20 protein-coding genes are annotated in these 20,042 nt (G+C 72.1%); 9 read left to right on the top strand and 11 right to left on the bottom strand.

Going from position 1 to position 20,042, the window contains the following annotated elements:
• The first annotated feature begins 4 nt into the window (after positions 1 to 4).
• The 3 genes from ACIRQH_RS17775 to ACIRQH_RS17765 are packed head-to-tail and all read left to right on the top strand — an operon-like array spanning position 5 to position 3,312.
• Positions 5 to 394, top strand: a complete 390-nt coding sequence (locus tag ACIRQH_RS17775; RefSeq protein ID WP_358816789.1) for a hypothetical protein — start codon at positions 5 to 7, stop codon at positions 392 to 394.
• Positions 395 to 397: 3 nt separating this feature from the next.
• Entirely contained in the window at positions 398 to 2,110 is a 1,713-nt protein-coding gene (locus ACIRQH_RS17770) for a cation acetate symporter (RefSeq protein ID WP_404226512.1), read from the top strand.
• Complete coding sequence (locus tag ACIRQH_RS17765; protein WP_355867019.1) at positions 2,107 to 3,312, top strand: histidine kinase; 1,206 nt, start codon at positions 2,107 to 2,109, stop codon at positions 3,310 to 3,312. The genes ACIRQH_RS17770 and ACIRQH_RS17765 overlap by 4 nt, the downstream gene beginning before the upstream one ends.
• A 36-nt stretch (positions 3,313 to 3,348) precedes the next feature.
• Here the strand turns inward: ACIRQH_RS17765 and ACIRQH_RS17760 are convergent, their stop codons facing one another.
• From ACIRQH_RS17760 to ACIRQH_RS17740, 5 genes are all read right to left on the bottom strand, one after another.
• The gene (locus ACIRQH_RS17760; RefSeq protein WP_107482888.1) at positions 3,349 to 3,504 is read right to left on the bottom strand and encodes a hypothetical protein; all 156 of its coding nucleotides are present in this window, start codon (positions 3,502 to 3,504) and stop codon (positions 3,349 to 3,351) included.
• Between the two features lie 114 nt (positions 3,505 to 3,618).
• Positions 3,619 to 4,572: a cytochrome c oxidase assembly protein gene (locus ACIRQH_RS17755; RefSeq protein ID WP_404226511.1), complete on the bottom strand. Its 954-nt coding sequence runs from the start codon at positions 4,570 to 4,572 to the stop codon at positions 3,619 to 3,621.
• Between the two features lie 138 nt (positions 4,573 to 4,710).
• Positions 4,711 to 5,736 (bottom strand): 6-phosphofructokinase, encoded by a 1,026-nt coding sequence (locus ACIRQH_RS17750; RefSeq protein ID WP_355867010.1) that lies wholly within the window; start codon positions 5,734 to 5,736, stop codon positions 4,711 to 4,713.
• A 256-nt stretch (positions 5,737 to 5,992) separates the two neighbouring features.
• Positions 5,993 to 6,721: a glutamine amidotransferase gene (locus tag ACIRQH_RS17745; RefSeq protein WP_355867007.1), complete on the bottom strand. Its 729-nt coding sequence runs from the start codon at positions 6,719 to 6,721 to the stop codon at positions 5,993 to 5,995.
• Positions 6,722 to 6,740: 19 nt separating this feature from the next.
• Positions 6,741 to 7,979 carry a MurT ligase domain-containing protein gene (locus ACIRQH_RS17740; protein WP_355867004.1) on the bottom strand — a complete coding sequence of 413 codons (1,239 nt, stop codon included), beginning with the start codon at positions 7,977 to 7,979 and terminating at the stop codon, positions 6,741 to 6,743.
• A gap of 154 nt (positions 7,980 to 8,133) precedes the next feature.
• Here ACIRQH_RS17740 and def point away from each other — a divergent pair, with 154 nt between their 5' ends.
• Positions 8,134 to 8,673: a peptide deformylase gene (gene def / locus ACIRQH_RS17735; protein WP_358816785.1), complete on the top strand. Its 540-nt coding sequence runs from the start codon at positions 8,134 to 8,136 to the stop codon at positions 8,671 to 8,673.
• 7 nt (positions 8,674 to 8,680) lie between these two features.
• Here the strand turns inward: def and ACIRQH_RS17730 are convergent, their stop codons facing one another.
• Complete coding sequence (locus ACIRQH_RS17730; protein ID WP_358816784.1) at positions 8,681 to 9,325, bottom strand: TetR family transcriptional regulator; 645 nt, start codon at positions 9,323 to 9,325, stop codon at positions 8,681 to 8,683.
• A gap of 169 nt (positions 9,326 to 9,494) precedes the next feature.
• Here ACIRQH_RS17730 and ACIRQH_RS17725 point away from each other — a divergent pair, with 169 nt between their 5' ends.
• The gene (locus ACIRQH_RS17725; RefSeq protein ID WP_358816783.1) at positions 9,495 to 10,721 is read left to right on the top strand and encodes an acyl-CoA dehydrogenase family protein; all 1,227 of its coding nucleotides are present in this window, start codon (positions 9,495 to 9,497) and stop codon (positions 10,719 to 10,721) included.
• A gap of 101 nt (positions 10,722 to 10,822) precedes the next feature.
• Here ACIRQH_RS17725 and ACIRQH_RS17720 read toward each other — a convergent pair whose 3' ends face one another.
• The 5 genes from ACIRQH_RS17720 to ACIRQH_RS17700 form a co-directional block, all read right to left on the bottom strand.
• A complete protein-coding gene (locus ACIRQH_RS17720; RefSeq protein WP_356434885.1) occupies positions 10,823 to 11,062 on the bottom strand; it encodes a DUF6213 family protein in 240 nt (79 codons plus the stop codon).
• 25 nt (positions 11,063 to 11,087) lie between these two features.
• Positions 11,088 to 12,479: an NADP-dependent succinic semialdehyde dehydrogenase gene (locus ACIRQH_RS17715; RefSeq protein ID WP_404226509.1), complete on the bottom strand. Its 1,392-nt coding sequence runs from the start codon at positions 12,477 to 12,479 to the stop codon at positions 11,088 to 11,090.
• 109 nt (positions 12,480 to 12,588) lie between these two features.
• Positions 12,589 to 13,062: an NUDIX domain-containing protein gene (locus tag ACIRQH_RS17710; RefSeq protein ID WP_358816781.1), complete on the bottom strand. Its 474-nt coding sequence runs from the start codon at positions 13,060 to 13,062 to the stop codon at positions 12,589 to 12,591.
• Positions 13,059 to 14,597, bottom strand: coding sequence for an ATP-dependent DNA ligase (locus ACIRQH_RS17705; RefSeq protein ID WP_404226507.1), 1,539 nt, complete (start codon positions 14,595 to 14,597; stop codon positions 13,059 to 13,061). The genes ACIRQH_RS17710 and ACIRQH_RS17705 overlap by 4 nt, the downstream gene beginning before the upstream one ends.
• A 12-nt stretch (positions 14,598 to 14,609) precedes the next feature.
• The gene (locus ACIRQH_RS17700; protein WP_388933859.1) at positions 14,610 to 15,644 is read right to left on the bottom strand and encodes an NAD(P)/FAD-dependent oxidoreductase; all 1,035 of its coding nucleotides are present in this window, start codon (positions 15,642 to 15,644) and stop codon (positions 14,610 to 14,612) included.
• Positions 15,645 to 15,720: 76 nt separating this feature from the next.
• Between ACIRQH_RS17700 and ACIRQH_RS17695 the strand changes: the two genes are divergently transcribed.
• The 4 genes from ACIRQH_RS17695 to ACIRQH_RS17680 all read left to right on the top strand — a co-directional run bounded on the left by ACIRQH_RS17695 (position 15,721) and on the right by ACIRQH_RS17680 (position 19,767).
• Positions 15,721 to 16,365, top strand: coding sequence for a helix-turn-helix domain-containing protein (locus tag ACIRQH_RS17695; RefSeq protein WP_388933856.1), 645 nt, complete (start codon positions 15,721 to 15,723; stop codon positions 16,363 to 16,365).
• Positions 16,366 to 16,487: 122 nt separating this feature from the next.
• Entirely contained in the window at positions 16,488 to 17,465 is a 978-nt protein-coding gene (locus tag ACIRQH_RS17690) for an NADPH:quinone oxidoreductase family protein (RefSeq protein ID WP_388882300.1), read from the top strand.
• Positions 17,462 to 18,664 carry an acyl-CoA dehydrogenase family protein gene (locus ACIRQH_RS17685; protein WP_358816776.1) on the top strand — a complete coding sequence of 401 codons (1,203 nt, stop codon included), beginning with the start codon at positions 17,462 to 17,464 and terminating at the stop codon, positions 18,662 to 18,664. The genes ACIRQH_RS17690 and ACIRQH_RS17685 overlap by 4 nt, the downstream gene beginning before the upstream one ends.
• Positions 18,661 to 19,767 carry an acyl-CoA dehydrogenase family protein gene (locus ACIRQH_RS17680; protein ID WP_404226506.1) on the top strand — a complete coding sequence of 369 codons (1,107 nt, stop codon included), beginning with the start codon at positions 18,661 to 18,663 and terminating at the stop codon, positions 19,765 to 19,767. Before ACIRQH_RS17685 ends, ACIRQH_RS17680 begins: the two co-directional genes overlap by 4 nt.
• Positions 19,768 to 20,042: the final 275 nt, after the last annotated feature.

Raw genomic sequence — 20,042 nt, 5'->3', positions numbered from 1 at the left:
CGGCGTGCCGCAGGACCCCGCCGAACGCCGTGTGGTCGTCACCGGAGCACCCCGACTCCCACACGCTCGCCTCCGCTCGCGCGGACGGTACCCCCATGCGCCCGGCCACTACCGGCCACGGACCGAGATCGACGAACAGACCACCCTCGGCCACACCTACGTCCGCTCCCTCATGCGCAGCCAACTGCGCGTCGCGCTCGCCGTGTTCGCCGTCCTGGTCCTGCTCGTCGCCCCGCTGCCGCTGTTCTTCGCCGCGATGCCGGACCGCGCCGGACTGGAATGGGCCGTCCTCGGCTTCTGCGTCTACCCGCCACTGGTGCTGCTCGCCCGCTGGTACGTCCGCCGGGCCGAACGCAACGAGCGCGACTTCGTGCGGCTCGTCGAGGACCGCTGACCCGTGAACCAGAACTACGCCGTTCCCGCGGTCGCCCTCGTCGTCGTCGCGACCGTCCTGGTCGGTGCGTTCGGCCTGCGCATCTCCCGGACCACCTCCGACTTCTACGTCGCCTCACGCACCGTCGGCCCCCGCCTCAACGCCGCCGCGATCAGCGGCGAGTACCTCTCCGCCGCCTCTTTCCTCGGCATCGCCGGCCTGGTCCTCGTCCAGGGACCCGACATGCTTTGGTACCCGGTCGGCTACACCGCCGGCTATCTCGTGCTGCTCCTGTTCGTCGCGGCGCCGCTGCGCCGCTCCGGCGCCTACACGCTGCCCGACTTCGCGGAGGCGCGCCTCGGTTCGCAGGCGGTCCGACGGCTCGCCGGTGCCTTCGTCGTCGGCGTCGGCTGGCTGTACCTGCTGCCCCAACTCCAGGGCGCGGGGCTGACGCTGGCCGTCATGACGGACGCGCCCGACTGGTTCGGCGGCGTCCTCGTCTCCGTCGTCGTCGTCGCCACCGTCGCCGCGGGCGGCATGCGCAGCATCACCTTCGTCCAGGCCTTCCAGTACTGGCTCAAGCTCACCGCCCTGCTCGTCCCGGCGCTCTTCCTCGTCCTCGCCTGGCAGTCCCACGGCGCCCCCCGCCACGCCTTCGACGAACCGCCGACGTTCCGCGAGCAGCGCCTCGTCCGGATCGACGACACCCTCGACCTGAACCTGTCCCGGCCGCTCACCGTCACCGCGACGGGCACCGTGGACGGCCGCCGCTACGACGCTGCGCGGCTGCGCCTGCCGCCCGGCACCCACAACGTCGAGCGCGGCACCCGGCTGACCTTCGACCGAGGCGCCCCGGTCCCCGCGGCCGACCGCGGCACCAACAGCGGCATGTCGACCTCCCTGGCGGCCGGGCGCGAAGAACGTCCCCTCTACGCGACCTACGGACTGATTCTCGCCACCTTCCTCGGCACCATGGGCCTGCCCCACGTCGTCGTCCGCTTCTACACCAGCCCGCACGGCGTCGCCGCCCGTCGCACGACCGTCGCCGTGCTCGGACTCATCGGCGCCTTCTACCTCCTTCCGCCCGTCTACGGAGCACTCGGCCGGCTGTACACGCCGGAACTGAGCCTCAGCGGCGACGCGGACGCCGCCGTGCTCCTGCTGCCCGACCGGATGATCGGCGGAGCCGGCGGGAATCTGCTGGGCGCACTCGTCGCGGGCGGAGCCTTCGCCGCGTTCCTGTCCACGGCCTCCGGACTGACGATGGCGGTCGCCGGAGTGCTCACCCAGGACGTGCTGCCCTCCCGCGGCGTACGGCACTTCCGGCTCGGCACCGTCCTCGCGATGGCCGTACCGCTCGCCGCGAGCGTGCTGGTCGGCGGGCTGCCCGTCGCCGACGCGGTCGGGCTCGCGTTCGCCGTGTCCGCGTCCTCGTTCTGCCCGCTGCTCGTCCTCGGCATCTGGTGGCGCCGGCTCACCCCGCCCGGTGCCGCCGCCGGGATGGTCGTCGGCGGCGGCGCGGCCCTCGTCGCCGTCGGCGCCACCATGGCCGGCTATCCGCGCAGCGGCCCGCTGCACTCCCTGCTCGCCTGGCCGGCCCTCTGGTCCGTGCCGCTCGGCTTCGTCACCATGGTGCTGGTGTCCCTGGCCACCGCCACCCGCGTACCGGCGGGGACGGCGGCGATCCTCGCCCGTTTCCACCTCCCGGAGGAACTCACCGAGGCGGCAGGACGGTGAGCGGGTTCCTCGCCGGCCTCTGCGTCGCCGCGCTGCCGCTTCTCGCCGCCGGGTTCTGGCTCGGCCGGCGCACCGCGCGGCCGCAGACTCTCGGCGGCCTCGGCACGCCCGTCGAGCACGCCACCTTCCAGACCCTGCACACCGCCTCGCTGGCCGCGCCCCCGCTGCGCGCCGGTCTCACCGAGGAGACGGCCCGCCGCTCCGCGCGGCGGCTGCGCACCCTGCTCGGCACCGACGCGCTCTGCCTCACCGATCAGGAGACGGTCCTCGCCTGGGACGGCGTCGGTTCCCACCACCGCGCCGAGATCATGGAACGGCTCGGCGGCCCGCTGGACACCGGCCGCGGCGAGGCCTTCCGGCTGCACTGCGAGGAGCCGTCCTGCACGCTGCGCTGGGCCGTCGTCGCCCCGCTCACCGTCGAGGAACGGGTCCACGGAGCGCTCGTCGCCTGCGCGCCCCGCGAGTCCGCCGTCCTCGTGCGCGCGGCCGGCGAGGTCGCCCGCTGGGTCTCGGTCCAACTGGAACTCGCCGACCTCGACCAGTCCCGGACCCGGCTGATCGAGGCCGAGATCAAGGCCCTGCGCGCCCAGATATCCCCGCACTTCATCTTCAACTCGCTGGCGGTGATCGCCTCGTTCGTCCGCACCGACCCTGAGCGCGCCCGTGAACTCCTGCTGGAGTTCGCCGACTTCACCCGCTACTCGTTCCGCAGGCACGGCGACTTCACCACCCTCGCCGACGAACTCCACGCCATCGACCACTACCTGGCGCTCGTCCGGGCCCGCTTCGGTGAGCGGCTCTCCGTCACCCTGCAGATCGCGCCCGAGGTGCTGCCGGTCGCGCTGCCCTTCCTCTGCCTCCAGCCCCTGGTGGAGAACGCCGTCAAACACGGTCTGGAGGGCAAGACCGACAAGAGCCACATCAGCATCACGGCCCAGGACGCGGGAGCCGAGGCCCTCGTCGTCATCGAGGACAACGGGGTCGGCATGGACCCCGACCGGCTGCGCCGCATCCTGTCGGGTGAGGTCAGCCCCTCCGGCGGGATCGGCCTGTCCAACGTCGACGAGCGGCTGCGCCAGGTCTACGGCGACGACCACGGCCTCGTCATCGAGACCGCCGCGGGCGCGGGAATGAAGATCACGGCCCGGCTTCCCAAGTACCAGCCGGGCGTCCACTCGGCGGCTCGGCGCCCCCGGCAGTGACCGGTTCGCACGGAGGTCGGGCGCCTCGCGCCGGGGTCAGGCGTGGGAGACCACCATCCCCAGCGTGATCAGACCGAGCACGACCCAGCCGAACCACAGCCAGCCGTTGCTGCCCAGTGCCACCGTGTAGGCCGTCACCATGACGAGCCCGCCCACGGTGAGCACCCCCATCGTCTTCGTCGTACCGGGCATCGCGACACCCTCCTCCAGGCGGGTCCGCATCGCGGACCGTGGCCTTTGGGGCCATTTTCACCCGGAGGGACGCAGTTCGCCAGGGGCGGGGCGACTTCCCGCGCCCGGCGCCGGTCAGCGACTGCGTGCGTCGAGCGAGGCCAGATAGGCGTTGTACGCCTCCAGCTCCTTGTCGCCGTCGCGGTCCGCTGCCCGGTCCTGGCGCTTGGCCTGCCGCTGCTCGGAGCCGTACCACTGGAAGAGCAGGGCGAGCAGGACGAGAACGGAGGGGATCTCACTGAACGCCCAGGCGATGCCGCCCGCGGCGGTCTGGTCGGCGAGCGCGTCGATGCCGAGGGAGGCGGGCGGGTTCTTGTAGGTCTCGACCATCGGCTGCGAGGCCATCATCAGCGCGATGCCGAAGAACGCGTGGAACGGCATGCCCGCGAACAGCTCCAGCATCCGCAGCAGATAACCCGGCCGGTGCGGGCCGGGGTCCACGCCCATGATCGGCCAGAAGAACACCAGCCCGACGGCCAGGAAGTGGCACATCATCGCGATGTGGCCCGCACTGGAGCCCATCAGGAAGTCGAAGATCGGGGAGAAGTAGAGCGCGTACAGGCTCGCGATGAACAGCGGGATGGTGAACGCCGGGTGGGTGATGATCCGCATGAACCGGCTGTGCAGGAACATCAGCAGCAGTTCACGCGGCCCCTTGCTGCCCCGCTTCGCCGCCACCGGCAGCGCCCGCAGGGCCAGCGTGATCGGCGCGCCGAGCAGGATGAGGATCGGGGACAGCATGCTGATGACCATGTGCTGCACCATGTGCACGCTGAACATGACCATGCCGTAGTCGTTCAGGCGGGTGCACATCATGAGCAGGACGGTCAGCACACCGATCACGAAGGAGACGGTCCGCCCCCACGACCAGCTGTCGCCGCGCCGTACGAGCCGCACCACGCCCCAGCCGTACAGTCCGAGCCCGAGCAGACACGCGACGAGGAAGAACGGGTCCATGGACCACGTGAGCCCTCGTCCCAGCGTGAACGGCGGCAGATCCATGGTCATGCCGTGCCCGCTGTGATCCATCCACCGGCTCCTGTTTCTGGGGGTGCCTCCCGGGCCCTTTTAAGGCACTGCGGGAGGGTTGTGCGCTGTCTGTCCGCACCAGACTAGAACTGCCCCCGGCCGCACTCGCGACCGGGGGCAGTTCCAGATGTGAACGTCTCAGAGCACGCACTCCGCCTCGGCGTAGCGCTCGTCCGGGACCGTCTTGAGGGTCTCCACCGCCTCCGCGAGCGACACCATCACGATGTCGGTCCCGCGCAGCGCGGTCATGTTCCCGAACTCGCCGCGGTGCACGGCCTCCACGGCGTGCCAGCCGAACCGGGTCGCGAGGACACGGTCGTACGCCGTCGGCGTGCCGCCGCGCTGGACGTGTCCGAGGATGACCGGCCGGGCCTCCTTGCCGAGCCGCTCCTCCAGCTCGATGGAGAGCTGCCGGGCGATGCCCGCGAAACGCTCGTGGCCGTAGACGTCCTTGCCACCCTCGTCGTACGCCATGGAGCCCTCGCGGGGCTTGGCGCCCTCGGCGGCGACGACGATGGCGAAGCGCTTGCCGGCCGCGAACCGTTCGCCGACCTTCGCGGCCAGCTCCTCGATGTCGAAGGGCCGCTCCGGTACGACGATGGCGTGCGCGCCCGCCGCCATGCCGGAGTGCAGCGCGATCCAGCCGGTGTGGCGGCCCATGACCTCCACGATCAGCACGCGCTGGTGCGACTCGGCGGTGGTCTTGAGTCGGTCGAGGGCCTCGGTCGCGACACCGACGGCCGTGTCGAAGCCGAAGGTGACGTCCGTGACCGCGATGTCGTTGTCGATGGTCTTGGGCACGCCGACGATCGGCAGGCCGGCGTCCGACAGCAGGCGGGCGGCCTTGAGCGTGCCCTCGCCGCCGATCGGGATGATCGCGTCGAGCCCGAGCTCCTCGACGTGGCCACGGGCCCGCTCAACACCGTCACGCAGATGGGCGGGCTGGACCCGGGAGGAGCCGAGCATGGTGCCGCCGCGAGCCAGGATGCCGCTCACCGCGTCGAGGTCGAGCTTGAGGTAGTCGCACTCCAGCAGTCCCTTCCAGCCGTCGCGGAAGCCGATGACCTCGTCGCCGTGGTCGACGACGGCACGGTGTACGACGGACCGGATGACGGCGTTCAGGCCGGGGCAGTCGCCGCCGGACGTGAGGACACCAATGCGCATAGCCCGAAATACCTTCTCAACGTGGGCCGGGGGCCGGACCACGTTGTCCGGCAGGATCTCCGCCACCCTACCGGCGGGAGGGGGCGGAACCGCACCGTGCGTCCGCCAGCTGGACGTGCCCGCTCACCTGTGCGGAACCGGTGTCAGACGGGCCCCGGGGCGGCGCCGGCTCCGCACCCCGGGAAACGCCGAGAGGAACCGTTCCTCCCCGGAACGGTTCCTCTCGGCCGGCCCGCCGTCCGACGGGCCGGTGTGCCTAAGCCGGCTGGGTCGCCGCCGCGATGCGCTCGGAGCGCAGCGCCTCGTACCAGCGGTCGTCGATCGGCGGCAGCGCGTTCACGTCGAGCGCCAGCTTGAGCAGCAGGTCGGCGATCAGCGGATTGCGCGCGAGGACGGGCCCGTGCATGTACGTACCGAACACGGTGTCGTTGTACGCGCCCTCCGTGCCGTCACCCGTGCCGTTGCCCTTGCCGAGCCGCACGTTCGCGAACGGGCGGGCGGTGGGCCCCAGGTGGGTCACGCCCTGGTGGTTCTCGAAGCCGGTCAGCGGAGGCAGGCCGAGCCGCGGGTCGATGTCCCCGAGGACGTCGCCGACGCACCGCTCGCCCTCACCGCGCGTGGACACCACGTCGAGCAGGCCGAGGCCCGGCTCGCGCTGCCCGAGGTCGTTGATGAACTCGTGCCCGAGGATCTGGTAGCCGGCGCACACCGAGAAGACGATCGCGCCGTTGCCCACCGCGCGGTGCAGACCGCCGTCGCGGCGCAGCCGCTCGGCCGCGAGCCGCTGCGGCCGGTCCTCGCCGCCGCCGATGAGGTAGATGTCACCGGAGGTGGGGATCGGCTGGTCGCTGCGCACGTCGAGACGGGCCACGTCGAGGCCGCGCTGGCGGGCCCTGCGCTCCACGACGAGGGCGTTGCCCTGGTCGCCGTAGGTGCTCAGCAGGTCCGGATAGATCCACACCAGACGCAGGCTGTTGTCACTCATTCTCTTCGTCCTCCGTGGCTCAGTTGCCGACACGACGCCTCAAGTCCTGGAAAGCGGTGTAGTTGGCGATGACCTCGATGCGTCCGGGCGGAGCCATCTGCACGGCCTGGTCGAGGTTCTCGCATACCTGGAACTGCTGGTTGGCGACTTCGAGGCGTACGGCGAGGTCCAGCTTGCGGTCGCCGAGGACGAAGATCGGGTGCCCGGTCAGGCGGGTGTAGTCGACGTCCCACAGCCAGGACGTGTCCGTGCCGTCGGCGCCACGCGCGTTCACCGACAGGATGACCGGGGTCGGCGGCGGGTCGATCAGCGAGAACGTCTCCAGCCAGCCCGCCGGGTTCTTGGCGAGCAGCAGACGCAGGTCGCGCTGCATGAACTGCACCACGTCGTAGCGTCCGGCGACGGCCTGCACCTTGTACATGCGCTCCAGGGCGACCTGCGGCGGCACCCCGAAGACGGCGGCGACGGCGGCCGACGAGGCGGCGTTCGCCTTGTTGGCGCGACCCGGCAGCTGGAGGTGGATCGGCCAGGCGGAGCCGTGCGGGTCGAGCACGTGGTCCCCGGACAGGGCCCAGGTCGGCGTCGGCCGGCGGAAACCGCAGTCCCCGCAGAACCAGTCGTCGCCGGGGCGCTGCATCACACCGCCGCAGGACGGGCAGGACCAGGCGTCGTCCTTCCACATCTGACCGGCCGCCACCCACATGACGTTCGGGGAGGAGGAAGCGGCCCAGACGACGAGCGGGTCGTCCGCGTTGGCGACCACGACGGCCTTGGAACCGGCGAGGCCCTCACGCCAGTGCTCGGCCATCATCCGGGTCTCGGCGGCGCGGTCGAGCTGGTCGCGCGAGAGGTTCAGCAGCGCGATGCACTTCGGGTCCGTGTCCCGGGCCACACCCGAGAGGTACTTCTCGTCGACCTCGATGACCGCGAACTTGGAGTCCGAACCCCCGGCGAGCGCCGAGGTGATGCCCGCGGGCATGTTGGCGCCCAGCGCGTTGGACACGACCGGGCCCGCGGCGCCCAGTGCCTCCGCGATCAGCCGGGTCGTCGTGGTCTTGCCGTTGGTCGCCGACACCAGGATCACGTCCAGGTGGGTGGCCAGCCTCGCCAGCAGGTCGGGGTCGAGCTTGAGAGCCACCCGGCCGCCGATCACCGATCCGCTGCCGCGTCCGGCGGCTCGCGAGACGGCCGCCGCCGCCTTGCCCGCCGTCACGGCCAGCTTGGCCCGCGGCGTCAGCGGGTCCGAGTTGCCTGACATCGTTTCTCGATCCTCCTTGCGTACGCGCCGCGCCCCTGCCCCCGGCACCGTGTGGGCCTCAGCCTATCGAGATCCACTCACGTGCCCGAATCGCGGCACCACCTGGGTGCCCGCGCGACATGCGCGCGCCTCCCAGGACCGTACCCTTGCCGCCATGCGACAGAGTTCCATCCCGGGCACCCGCGGGCGCGTCCGGCCCCTCTCTCTGCTCGGCGACCCCGTCCTGCGCACGGCGTGCGCGGAGGTCACCGACTTCGGTCCCCAACTCGCGTCCCTCGTCGAGGACATGTTCGCGACGATGTACGCGGCCGAGGGTGTCGGCCTCGCCGCGAACCAGATCGGCGTCGGACTGCGGGTCTTCGTATACGACTGTCCCGACGACGACGATGTCCGCCATGTCGGGTATGTGGTGAACGCTCGGCTCGTCGCCTCGGACGGTGTGGTCCTGCGCGGGCCCGAGGGCTGTCTCTCGCTGCCCGGACTGGAGGCGGGTACCGAGCGCTTCGACCGGGCCGTCGTCGAGGGGGTCACCGTCACCGGGGAGCCCGTCACCGTCGAGGGCACGGGCTGGTTCGCCCGTTGCCTCCAGCACGAGTGCGACCACCTCGACGGCCTGGTGTACGCCGACCGGCTCACCGGATGGCGCAGGAAGCGGATCCTGCGTCAGGTGGGCCGGGCGTCCTGGAGCGGGTGAGGCGGGGTCAGAAGCCGGGGCCGCCGACGCGGTCGCCCGCCGCGGCGAGCCGGCCCCACAGCAGGTCGGCCAGGCTGCGCACCAACTCGGCTCGTGTGCACGGCCGTTCGACGAGCCACCAGTCGCCGGCCGCGTGCATCATGCCGACGATCCCGTGGCCCCAGACCCGCGCGAGCTGCTGGCTGCCCGGACCGAGGTCCACCCGCTCCTCGATGACCTCGGCCAGTTCCTCGCCCATGCGGCGCAGGACCGGCGCGGAGTACTTGCCGACGTCGAAGCCGGGGTCGCCCGGCTGACCGCCCTCCGACGGATGCATGAGGAAGCGGTACACCTGGGGGCGGGCCTCGATGGCGGCCAGATAGGTGTCGAGCGTCGCCTCGACGCGCTCACGCCGGCCGGCCGGAGCGTCCAGTGCCGCCCGCAGCGCTCCGAGGAGTGCGTCGGTGTGCCGCTTGGCGAGCGCGGCGTACAGGCCGCCCTTGTCGCCGAAGTGGCGGTAGAGGATGGGCTTGGTGATGCCGGCCTCGGCGGCGATGGCGTTCATGGAGGCCCCGGGGCCGTCGCGGAGCACCACTCTGTCGGCGGCCTCCAGCAGCTCGCGCCGGCGGCGGTCGGCGGACCTCTGCTGGTCGGTCCGCTGTGTGGTGTCCATGTGCTCTCCCCACCCGTGGTGATTCGGTGACGCCTGCGCAAACTAACACTGTTCGGCGCACGGGGATCGAACGGGCTGCCGACCGGGACCCGGGAGTTGACTTTTTCTACTGGGCGGTAACAGACTCCAGTTACCGCAAGTAACATATCAGTGCAGCGCTGGAGGGGACATGGCCGAGTTCACCATGGAGCTCAACGACGAACAGAAGGAGGTCCGGGACTGGCTGCACGGCTTCGCCGCCGATGTCATCCGCCCCGCGGCCGCCGAATGGGACGAGCGCGAAGAGACTCCCTGGCCGGTCATCCAGGAGGCCGCGAAGGTCGGCATCTACTCCCTGGACTTCTACGCCCAGCAGTACTTCGACCCGACCGGACTCGGCATCCCGATGGCCATGGAGGAGCTCTTCTGGGGCGACGCGGGGATCGCCCTGTCCATCGTCGGCACCGGCCTCGCCGCCGTGGGCGTCCTCGCCAACGGCACCGAGGAACAGATCGGCACCTGGATCCCCCAGATGTACGGCGACGCCAACGATGTCAAGGTCGCGGCCTTCTGCTCCTCCGAGCCCGACGCCGGCTCCGACGTCGCCTCGCTGCGTACGCGTGCCGTCTACGACGAGGCCAAGGACGAGTGGGTCCTGAACGGCACGAAGACCTGGGCGACCAATGGCGGTATCGCCAACGTCCACGTCGTGGTCGCGGCCGTGGACCCCGAGCTCGGTTCCAAGGGCCACGCCTCGTTCATCGTGCCGCCGGGCACCCCCGGCCTCTCCCAGGGCCAGAAGTTCAAGAAGCACGGCATCCGCGCCTCGCACACCGCCGAGGTCGTCCTGGAGGACGTGCGCATCCCCGGCTCCTGCCTCCTCGGCGGCAAGGAGAAGCTCGACGAGCGCCTCGCCCGGTCGCGGGAGCGGGCCAGGACGGGCGGCGAGCGCGTGAAGAACGCGGCGATGGCCACCTTCGAGGCCAGCCGTCCCGCGGTCGGCGCGATGGCCGTCGGCACCGCCCGGGCCGCCTACGAGGTCGCCCTCGACTACGCCAAGACGCGCGAGCAGTTCGGCCGCCCGATCATCGACAACCAGGGCGTCGCCTTCCAACTCGCCGACATGCGCACGTCGATCGACGCCGCGCGGCTGCTGGTGTGGCGGGCGTCGTGGATGGCGATCAACGGCAAGCGGTTCACGGCCGCCGAGGGCTCGATGTCGAAGCTGTTCGCCAGCGAGACGGCGAAGAAGGTCACCGGCCAGGCGATCCAGATCCTCGGGGGCAACGGCTACACCCGCGAGTACCCGGTGGAGCGCATGCACCGTGACGCCGCCATCTACACGATCTTCGAGGGCACGAGCGAGATCCAGCGTCTGGTGATCGCCCGGACACTGTCGGGCATGCCGATCCGCTAGGCGGTGGCGAGGGGGCCGGTGGCCGGGCGGTCCGTGGGACGGCGTGCCCGGGGCCGGTCCGGTCCGGTCCGGCGCGGGTCACGCGCCGTCCGGGCGGGCGTTCAGTCGCCGGTCGTCCCGCTGCTGTGCGCGATGCAGGCGACGTCGATCCGGTCGGCCAGCTTGGCCAGCTCGATGGTGAGCGCGGCCACCGTGTCCTCGTCGAGCCCGTCCTGGCCGGCCTCCACCAGATGCAGCCACCGGCCGCCCACGGTGCGCAGCAGTTTGCTGACGTCGGCGGCCGCCACCTGCAACGTGCCGCGGTCGTCGACGATCAGGGGGAGGGTCACTTCGCGGTTCACAGAGGGGATCGTAGCTGCGGAACGCTCACGCTCCGTGCCATACGGTGGTGATGTTGCAGAACTCGCGGATTCCGTGCTCAGAGAGCTCACGTCCGTAGCCGGACCGCTTCTCCCCGCCGAAGGGAAACGCCGGGTGCGAGGCCGTCATCCCGTTGAAGAAGACGCCGCCCGCCTCGATGTCCCGCACGAACCGCTCCACCTCGGCCTCGTCACGGGTCCACACGTTCGAGCTCAGCCCGAACGGGGTGTCGTTGGCGAGGGTGATCGCCTCCTCCAGGTCGGCCGCCCGGTAGAGCGTGGCGACGGGGCCGAACGTCTCCTCCTGGTGGACGCGCATCTCGGGGGTGATGTCGGTCAGCACGGTCGGAGCGTAGTACCAGCCGTCCGAGAACCCGTCGGGGCGTTCGCCGCCGCACAGCACGGTCGCGCCGTTCTCCACGGCGTCCTCGACGAGTTCCTCCAGGTCGGTGCGGCCCTGCTCGGTCGAGAGCGGTCCCACCTCGGTGTCCTCGTCGAGCGGGTCGCCGACCTTGAGGGCCCGCATCCCCCCGGCGAAGTGCTCCGCGAAGGTGTCGAACACATCGGTGTGCACGATGAAACGCTTGGCGGCGATGCAGGACTGTCCGTTGTTCTGCACCCGCGCTGTCACCGCGGTCCGCGCGGCGCGCTCGACGTCGGCGGACGGCATCACGACGTACGGGTCGCTGCCGCCCAGCTCCAGGACCGTCTTCTTCACCTCGTCACCGGCCACCGAGGCGACCGCCCGGCCCGCCGGTTCGCTGCCGGTGAGTGTGGCCGCCTTGACCCGCGGGTCGCGCAGGATGCCCTCGACCGCTCCCGAGCCGATCAGCAGCGTCTGGAAGCAGCCCTCGGGGAAGCCCGCCCTGCGGAACAGGTCCTCCAGGTAGAGCGCGGTCTGCGGCACGTTCGAGGCGTGCTTGAGCAGGCCCACGTTGCCGGCCATCAGCGCGGGTGCGGCGAACCGGACCACCTGCCAGAGCGGGAAGTTCCACGGCATCACGGCGAGCACCGGGCCGAGCGGCCGGTAGCGCACCAGGACGCGGGAGGCTCCGGAGTCCTTCGCGTCCGCCGCGTCCGGGTGCTCGTCGGCGAGGAGGCCCTCGGCGCGGTCGGCGTACCAGCGCATCGCCTTGGCGCACTTGGCGGCCTCCGCGCGGGCCTGCTTGACGGGCTTGCCCATCTCGACCGTCATCACCCGGCCGATCTCGTCCTGGTCCTGCTCCAGGAGGTCGGCGGCCCGGTGCATCAGCCGCGCCCGCTGGGCGAACGAGGTCGTGCGATACGTACGGAACGTGGCCTCGGCGGCGGCGAGCCTGCGCTCGATCTCCTCGGCGCCGAGCGCGTCGTACGTCTTGAGCGTCTCGCCGTTCGCCGGGTTCACCGTCGCGATGGCCATGGGCCGACCTCCTGAGAGCGGGCTGTTGTTCGACCCTCCCGCGCGGCGGGGTCCGGCGCAACGCGGAGGGCTGCTGGGTGAGCCGGCGCACGTGGCCGAACGCCGGCTCTCAGGCCGAGTGCTCCATCAGCCGGTCGAGAAACGTCGACTGGGCGGCCACGATCAGCGTCCGGGCGCGGTCCGGGGTCATCCACTCCACCCGGTCCAGTTCGGGAAACTCCTGGTGGCGGCCCGATTTCGGCGGCCACTCCATGGTGAAGGTGCCGGGGACGATCGCGGCCGGATCCAGGTCCGCCTCGATCGCCCAGGCCGTGACGACCTTGCCGTTCGTCTGGGTGACCTCACCGAGCGTGACGGCCTCGCCGTCGGGCGGCGGCAGCCCGAGCTCCTCGCGGAACTCGCGGCGCGCCGCGTCCCAGGCGGTCTCGTCGGCCTCGTACTCGCCCTTGGGGACGGTCCACGCCCCGGCGTCCCGCCGCGCGAAGAAGGGGCCGCCCATGTGGCCGAGGAGGACCTCCGGTCCGTGGTCGGTGCGCCGGAACAGCAGCAGGCCCGCGCTTCGCCTGATCCTCCGCCCGCTCATGCCGTCACCTCCGGGTGGGCCGCGAGCAGGGTGTCGACCGTGTCGGCCTCGGCCGGGCGCTTGTCCTCGCGGTAGCGGACCACCCGCGCGAACCGGAGGGTGACGCCGGCCGGATAGCGCGTGGACCGCTGCAGCCCGTCGTAGGCGATCTCCACGACCAGTTCGGGCCGTACGGTCACCACGTGTCCGTCGTCCTCGACCGCCAGTTCCCGGAGCCGTTCGGTCTGCCAGGTGAGCATCGCGTCGGTCATGCCCTTGAACGTCTTGCCGAGCATGGCGAAGGAGCCGTCGCCGGTGCGGGCGCCCAGGTGCAGGTTGGAGAGTTTGCCGGTGCGCCGGCCGTGCCCCCACTCGGCCGCGAGGACCACCAGGTCGAGGGTGTGCACGGGCTTGACCTTCAGCCAGGAGGCACCGCGCCGGCCCGCGCTGTAGGGGGCGTCGAGCGCCTTCACCACGACACCCTCGTGGCCACGCGCCAGCGAGTCGGCGAGGAACCGCTCGGCCTCATCGGCGTCCTCCGGTCCCGCCGCCAGCGTCCGCCGGACCCGCATCGGTTCGGGCACGAGACGGGCCAGCTCCGTGTGCCGCTCCGTGAACGGGAGGTCCAGCAGGTCCTGGCCGTCGACCGAGAGGGCGTCGAAGAAGACGGGGGAGACGGGCACCGCCTTCGCGGCCGTCGCCACGTCCACGCGGGAGCCCACGCGTCCGGCCGTCTCCTGGAAGGAGCGCGGCCGGCCCCGCTCGTCCAGCGCGATCACCTCGCCGTCCAGGATGAACCGTTCTCCGCGCAACTCCCTGGCCATGGAGGTCAGTTCGGGAAGGCGGTCGGTGATGTCGTCGAGGGTGCGGGTGTAGACGCGCACCTCCTCGCCGTCGCGGTGCACCTGTACCCGGATGCCGTCGAGCTTCTCTTCCACCGCGCAGGCGCCGAGCTTGCCGACCGCCTCGGACACCGACGCGGCGCTGTGCGCCAGCATCGGGAGCACCGGCCGGCCGACCGTGAGCCGGAACCCGGACAGCGCCTCCGGACCCTCGGCGAGCAGGGCCCGCGCCACCGTCCGGAGCGAACCGGCGAGCATCACCGCCCGCCGTACGTCCCCGGCGGGCGCGCCGGTCGCCTGGGCGAGCCCTTCCACGGCGAGCGCGTCCAGGGCGCCCTGGCGCACCTCCCCGGTGAGCAGCCCGAACAGGAAGCGCTGCTCCTCCTCGGTGGCCGCTCCCATCAACTCGCCGACCAGCCGGGCCCGTTCGGCCTGGGAGCCGGTGCCCGACACCTGACCGAGAGCGGTGAGGCGGGCGTCCACCTCGCGCACGGTGAGGGTGGGCTCGGCGGCGGGCGGGACCTGGTTGCCCAGCACCTTCCAGCCGATGCCGAGCCGGCCCTGCGGCAGCCGGCCCGCCAGATACGGGATCACGATCGGCACGTCGTCCGGCTCGGCGTCCCGGAACAGCTCCGCGAGCAGCGCGGTCTTCCGGGACCGCGCCGAGGTGGCGGCGACCTCCTGGGACACATGGGCGAGCCGGCTCAGCAGCATGCAGCCATGGTGCTACGCGGACGCCGGGTTCACACCCGTACGGGTCCGGGCCGGTGATCGCCCGGCGCCGCGGCCGGCAGCCGTCCGTGGGGCCGGGCGCCCCAACTGCCGTCCCCGTGCCACGGCCGCGTCGAGGTCGGTGAAGAGCAGTTCGCCGTTCAGGGTGGCCGCGGCGCGGTAGCCGCCGCTCGCCGCGTTCACGACCTGCTCGGCGAAGCCGGCCGCGTTGCCGGCGGCCCAGACGCCGGGCACGCTCGTCAGCCCGGTCGGGTCGGTCACCGGATAGGAGCCGAAGGGGGTCTGGGCCGGCTCGGCCCCCAGCCGTTCGAGCAGGCCTGTCTGCGGCACGGCCCGGGGCGCCACGAACAGCACCGAGCGCGCGTGCGCGGACCCGTCGGCGAGACGGACGCCGGTGAGCCGGTCGGCGTCCACCACCAGCTCCGCGACCTCGCCGGGCACCACGGCGACCCCGGCGGCGGCCAGGCGGCGCAGATCCTCGTCGGCGAGCTCGTCCTCGGCGACGGTGTGCAGGAACAGCGTGACGTCCTTCGACCACTGGGTCACCATCAGCGCCTGGTGCACGCTCATCGGCGTCGTGGCCAGCACGCCGAAGGCCTCGTCGCGGACCTCCCAGCCGTGGCAGTACGGGCAGTGCAGCACATCGCGTCCGAAGCGCTCGGCGACGCCGGGCACCGCGGGCAGCTCGTCGACCAGCCCCGTGGTGACGATCAGCCGACGCGCGTGGACGGTGCGCCCGGCCCCGAGCGTCACGTCGAACTCCCCGGCGCCGTCACGGACCACGTCCATCGCGTGGTCACGGACGATCTCCACCCCGTAGCCCTCGACCTCCCGGCGGCCCTCGGCGAGGAACGCGGCGGGCGCCATGCCGTCCCGGGTCAGATACCCCTGCAGGTGCGCGGCGGGCGCGTTGCGCGGTTCGCCCGCGTCGACGACGAGGGTGCGACGCCGCGCCCGGCCGAGGACCAGCGCCGCGGACAGCCCGGCCGTGCCGCCGCCGACGACGACCACTTCGTATGTCTCGGTCATGGTGACCACCTCCACCCCGAACGTCGCCGATGTCCACCGGATTGACAAATGGCTTTGCCGATTCTGCAATGTGGGGATGAGTGAGGAGAGGCACGCTGGTGGGAACGGGGCGAGCCGGCCGGGAGTGACCGGGGACGCCGGGACGGACGAGGTGCTGGCCGAGGTGGGTCCCCGGCTGCGCCGGATCCGCAAGGACCGCGGGGCGACGCTGGCCGGACTGTCGGAGGCGACCGGCATCTCGGTGAGCACGCTGTCGCGGCTGGAGTCGGGGCTGCGCAAGCCCAGCCTGGAGCTGCTGCTGCCCATCGCGCGGGCGCACCAGGTCCCGCTCGACGAACTGGTCGGCGCCCCGCCGGTCGGCGACCCCCGGGTGCGGGCCGAACCCATCGTGCGGGGCGGCCGCACGCACTGGCCGCTGACCCGCCAGCCCGGTGGCCTCCAGGCCTACAAGGTGCTCGAACCGCAGCGGTCGATGGCTCCGGACCCGCGGACCCACGAGGGCTACGAGTGGCTGTACGTGATGTCCGGGCGGCTGCGTCTGGTGCTCGGCGAGCACGACGTGGTGCTCGGGCCCGGGGAGGCCGCGGAGTTCGACACGCGGGTGCCGCACTGGTTCGGGTCGACGGGGGAGGGACCCGTCGAGTTCCTGAGCCTGTTCGGGCCGCAGGGGGAGCGGATGCATCTGCGGGCCCGGCCGAAGGTGCGCGGTCAGGAGATCTGACAGCCGGGCGCTCGGCCGCGGCGTGGTGAAGACGACGGGCGTCCCCTGTTCCCAGGTGGGCAAGCGACCGCTTAGTATGCGATCGACCCCGGTCAGACGACGCAGTCCCCTGGAGGCCCCGCATGCAGGCATGGCAAGTGCACCAGAACGGCGAGCCCGCGGAGGCGATGCGCCTCCAGGAGGTGGACCGGCCGACGCCCGGTGACGGCCAGGTCCTGCTCACGGTCCGCGCCGCCAACATCAACTTCCCGGACGCGCTGCTGTGCCGCGGCCAGTACCAGGTCAGGCCGCCGCTGCCGTTCACGCCCGGCGTGGAGATCTGCGGCGAGACCGAGGACGGACGCCGGGTGATCGCCAACCCCGTCCTGCCGTACGGCGGATTCGCCGAGTACGCGGTCGCGGACGCCGCGGCCCTGCTGCCGGCCCCCGACGCCCTGGACGACGCCGAGGCCGCCGCCCTGCACATCGGCTACCAGACGGGCTGGTTCGGCCTGCACCGCCGCGCCCGTCTCGAAGCCGGCGAGACGCTGCTCGTGCACGCCGCCGCCGGCGGCGTCGGCAGCGCGGCCGTACAACTCGGCAAGGCGGCAGGCGCGACCGTCATCGGCGTCGTCGGCGGTGCCGACAAGGTCGCCGTGGCGCGCGAACTGGGCTGTGACGTCGTCATCGACCGGCGCGCCGAGGACGTCATCGGCGCGGTCAAGGAGGCCACCGGCGGACGCGGCGCGGACGTGATCTACGACCCGGTCGGCGGCGACGCCTACACCCAGTCCACGAAGGTCGTCGCCTTCGAGGGCCGGATCGTGGTCGTCGGCTTCGCGAGCGGCACCATCCCGAGCGCGGCCCTCAACCACGCCCTCGTGAAGAACTACGCGATCCTCGGCCTGCACTGGGGCCTCTACAACACCAAGAACCCGAAGCTCGTCCAGCACTGCCACGAACAGCTCACCGAGCTGGCCACGCGCGGCGCGATCAAGCCGCTGGTGAGCGAGCGGGTACCGCTGAGCGGTGCCGCGGCCGCCGTGCAGCGGGTCGCCGACGGGGTCACCACCGGGCGGATCGCCGTGGTGCCCGCACTGGAGAACGGAGCCGCCGCATGACCGACGCAGCCGAACTGCGCCGCCGCACCCAGGAGTTGCTGGCCGCGCACCCGCCCGCCGAAACCGATCGTCTCGACTTCCTCGCGGCACGCTTCGACGCCGGACTCGCCTGGGTGCACTACCCGCAGGGACTCGGCGGACTCGGCGCACCGCGCCGCCTCCAAGCCGTGGTGGACGCCGAACTGGCCGCCGCGGACGCGCCCGACAACGATCCCCGGCGCATCGGTATCGGCCTCGGCATGGCCGCGCCGACGATCCTCGGCTTCGGCACGGAGGAGCAGAAGCGGCGCTTCCTGCGCCCCCTGTGGATCGGCGAGGAGGTGTGGTGCCAGCTCTTCAGCGAGCCCGGCGCCGGCTCGGACCTCGCCGCGCTCGGCACCCGCGCCGTCCGCGCCGACGGTGACGCGCCGGAGGGCGGCGGCGACTGGGTGATCAACGGACAGAAGGTGTGGACGTCCAGCGCCCACCTCGCCCGCTGGGCCATCCTCATCGCCCGCACCGACCCGGACGTGCCCAAGCACCGGGGCATCACCTACTTCATCTGCGACATGAGCGACCCCGGCGTCGAGGTGCGGCCGCTGCGCCAGATCACCGGCGAGGCGGAGTTCAACGAGGTCTTCCTCACCGATGTCCGTATCCCCGACGCACACCGTCTCGGCGAGGTCGGCGACGGCTGGCGGGTCGCGCAGACCACGCTGATGAACGAGCGCGTTTCCATCGGCGGCATGCGCATCCCGCGCGAGGGCGGCATGATCGGCCCGGTCGCGAAGACCTGGCGCGAGCGGCCCGAACTGCGCACCCACGACACGCACCAGCGCCTCCTGAAGCTGTGGGTCGAGGCCGAGGTCGCCCGGCTCTCCGGCGAACGTCTGCGCCAGCAGCTCGCCCAGGGCCAGCCCGGTCACGAGGGCTCCGGCATGAAGCTCGGCTTCGCCCGCCTCAACCAGGAGATCAGCGGCCTGGAGGTCGAACTCCTCGGCGAGGAAGGCCTCTTGTACGAGGACTGGACGATGCGCCGGCCGGAACTGGTCGACTTCACCGGCCGGGACGCCGGGTACCGCTACCTCCGCTCCAAGGGCAACAGCATCGAGGGCGGGACCAGCGAGGTCCTGCTGAACATCGTCGCCGAACGCGTCCTCGGCCTGCCGTCCGAGCCGCGCACCGACAAGGACGTCGCATGGAAGGACCTCGCCCGATGAGCCAGGTGAGCACCGAGCCCGATCTGCTCTACACGGAGGAGGAAGAGGCGCTGCGCGCCGCCGTGCGCGACCTCCTCACCGACCGCTGCGCCGCGGCCGACGTCATTACCCGCGGCGAGTCCGCCACCCCGCACGACCCCGAGCTGTGGAAGGCCCTCGCCGACGGCATGGGCCTCGCCGGGCTCCTGGTGCCCGAGGGGCAGGGGGGCCAGGGCGCAACGCACCGTGAGGCCGCCGTGGTCCTGGAGGAACTGGGCCGCGCGGTCGCGCCCGTCCCCTACCTGACGAGCGCCGTCGTCGCCACCGAGGCCCTGCTGGGCTGCACGGGAGCGAACGCCGCCGAGCTGCTCGCCGCGCTCGCCTCCGGCCGTACGGTGGGCGCCCTCGCCGTCCCGCTCGCCGTCGGACCCGGCGCCGCCCATCGGACCGCCCGGCTGGAAGACGGCTCGCTGCACGGCGAGTTGACGGGCATCGCGGACGCGGCCGCCGCCCACGTCCTGCTCGTGCCGGCCGACGACGGCGGGCTCTACGCCGTCGACGCGGCCGCCGTCACGGTCACCCCGCAGGTCTGCCTCGACCCGACCAGGCCGCTCGCCCGGATCTCGCTCGACGGAGCGCCCGCACGGCTGCTCACCGACGACGCGCCGAGCGCTGTTCGCCGCGCGCTGCGGGCCGGTGCCGGACTGCTCGCCTCCGAGCAACTCGGCCTCGCCGAGTGGTCGTTGACGGAAACGGTTCGCTACCTCAAGGAACGCAAGCAGTTCAACCGGCCGGTGGGCGGCTTCCAGGCGGTCAAGCACCGGCTGGCCCAGGTGTGGCTGGAGGTCGTCAACACCCGTGCGGCGGCCCGGAACGCCGCCGACGCGCTGGCCACCGGCAGCACCGACAGCGACGTCGCGGTGGCCGTCGCCCAGGCGTACGCGGCACCGGCCGCCGTCCACGCGGCGGAGGAGGCTCTCCAGTTGCACGGCGGTATCGGCATGACGTGGGAGCACCCGGCGCACCTGTACCTGAAACGCGCCAAGGCCGACTCGATCGCGTACGGCACTGCGGGCGCGCATCGCGAGGCGCTGGCGGAACTGGTGGACCTCCAGGCCCCCTGACCCGAACAGGTACCGGCCCCCGGGAGGAACCCGGGAGCAGTCCGGAAAGGCCCGCCCCGCTCGGGGCGGGCCTTTCCCGTGGGCCCGCCCCCGTACGAGGGAACCGGCCGGGACTGCTGACGAGGCGTCACCGAAGGCGCGGTACGCCGCGGAACGCCCGGATCCGGTGAAGTGAACGCCCCGCGGCAGTCCGGCCAACTCCCGCAACGGCAGGGTTTCCTGACCTCTGCCGGACCGCATACTCCCTGAGGTCCCGTACGGCACCCCTCAAGGGA

Origin of the sequence: Streptomyces sp. NPDC102279 (assembly GCF_044766365.1) — a bacterium.
Classification (GTDB): Bacteria; Actinomycetota; Actinomycetes; order Streptomycetales; family Streptomycetaceae; genus Streptomyces.
Note: the sequence above shows the minus strand (reverse complement) of the source record. Positions and strands in the feature narration are given on the sequence as shown.

Coding starts and splice junctions, on each gene's coding strand:
- ACIRQH_RS17760 (WP_107482888.1), bottom strand. CDS start 3,504: ATGCCCGGTACGACGAAGACGATGGGGGTGCTCACCGTGGGCGGGCTC.
- ACIRQH_RS17755 (WP_404226511.1), bottom strand. CDS start 4,572: ATGGATCACAGCGGGCACGGCATGACCATGGATCTGCCGCCGTTCACG.
- ACIRQH_RS17750 (WP_355867010.1), bottom strand. CDS start 5,736: ATGCGCATTGGTGTCCTCACGTCCGGCGGCGACTGCCCCGGCCTGAAC.
- ACIRQH_RS17745 (WP_355867007.1), bottom strand. CDS start 6,721: ATGAGTGACAACAGCCTGCGTCTGGTGTGGATCTATCCGGACCTGCTG.
- ACIRQH_RS17740 (WP_355867004.1), bottom strand. CDS start 7,979: ATGTCAGGCAACTCGGACCCGCTGACGCCGCGGGCCAAGCTGGCCGTG.
- def (WP_358816785.1), top strand. CDS start 8,134: ATGCGACAGAGTTCCATCCCGGGCACCCGCGGGCGCGTCCGGCCCCTC.
- ACIRQH_RS17730 (WP_358816784.1), bottom strand. CDS start 9,325: ATGGACACCACACAGCGGACCGACCAGCAGAGGTCCGCCGACCGCCGC.
- ACIRQH_RS17725 (WP_358816783.1), top strand. CDS start 9,495: ATGGCCGAGTTCACCATGGAGCTCAACGACGAACAGAAGGAGGTCCGG.
- ACIRQH_RS17715 (WP_404226509.1), bottom strand. CDS start 12,479: ATGGCCATCGCGACGGTGAACCCGGCGAACGGCGAGACGCTCAAGACG.
- ACIRQH_RS17710 (WP_358816781.1), bottom strand. CDS start 13,062: ATGAGCGGGCGGAGGATCAGGCGAAGCGCGGGCCTGCTGCTGTTCCGG.
- ACIRQH_RS17705 (WP_404226507.1), bottom strand. CDS start 14,597: ATGCTGCTGAGCCGGCTCGCCCATGTGTCCCAGGAGGTCGCCGCCACC.
- ACIRQH_RS17700 (WP_388933859.1), bottom strand. CDS start 15,644: ATGACCGAGACATACGAAGTGGTCGTCGTCGGCGGCGGCACGGCCGGG.
- ACIRQH_RS17695 (WP_388933856.1), top strand. CDS start 15,721: ATGAGTGAGGAGAGGCACGCTGGTGGGAACGGGGCGAGCCGGCCGGGA.
- ACIRQH_RS17690 (WP_388882300.1), top strand. CDS start 16,488: ATGCAGGCATGGCAAGTGCACCAGAACGGCGAGCCCGCGGAGGCGATG.
- ACIRQH_RS17685 (WP_358816776.1), top strand. CDS start 17,462: ATGACCGACGCAGCCGAACTGCGCCGCCGCACCCAGGAGTTGCTGGCC.
- ACIRQH_RS17680 (WP_404226506.1), top strand. CDS start 18,661: ATGAGCCAGGTGAGCACCGAGCCCGATCTGCTCTACACGGAGGAGGAA.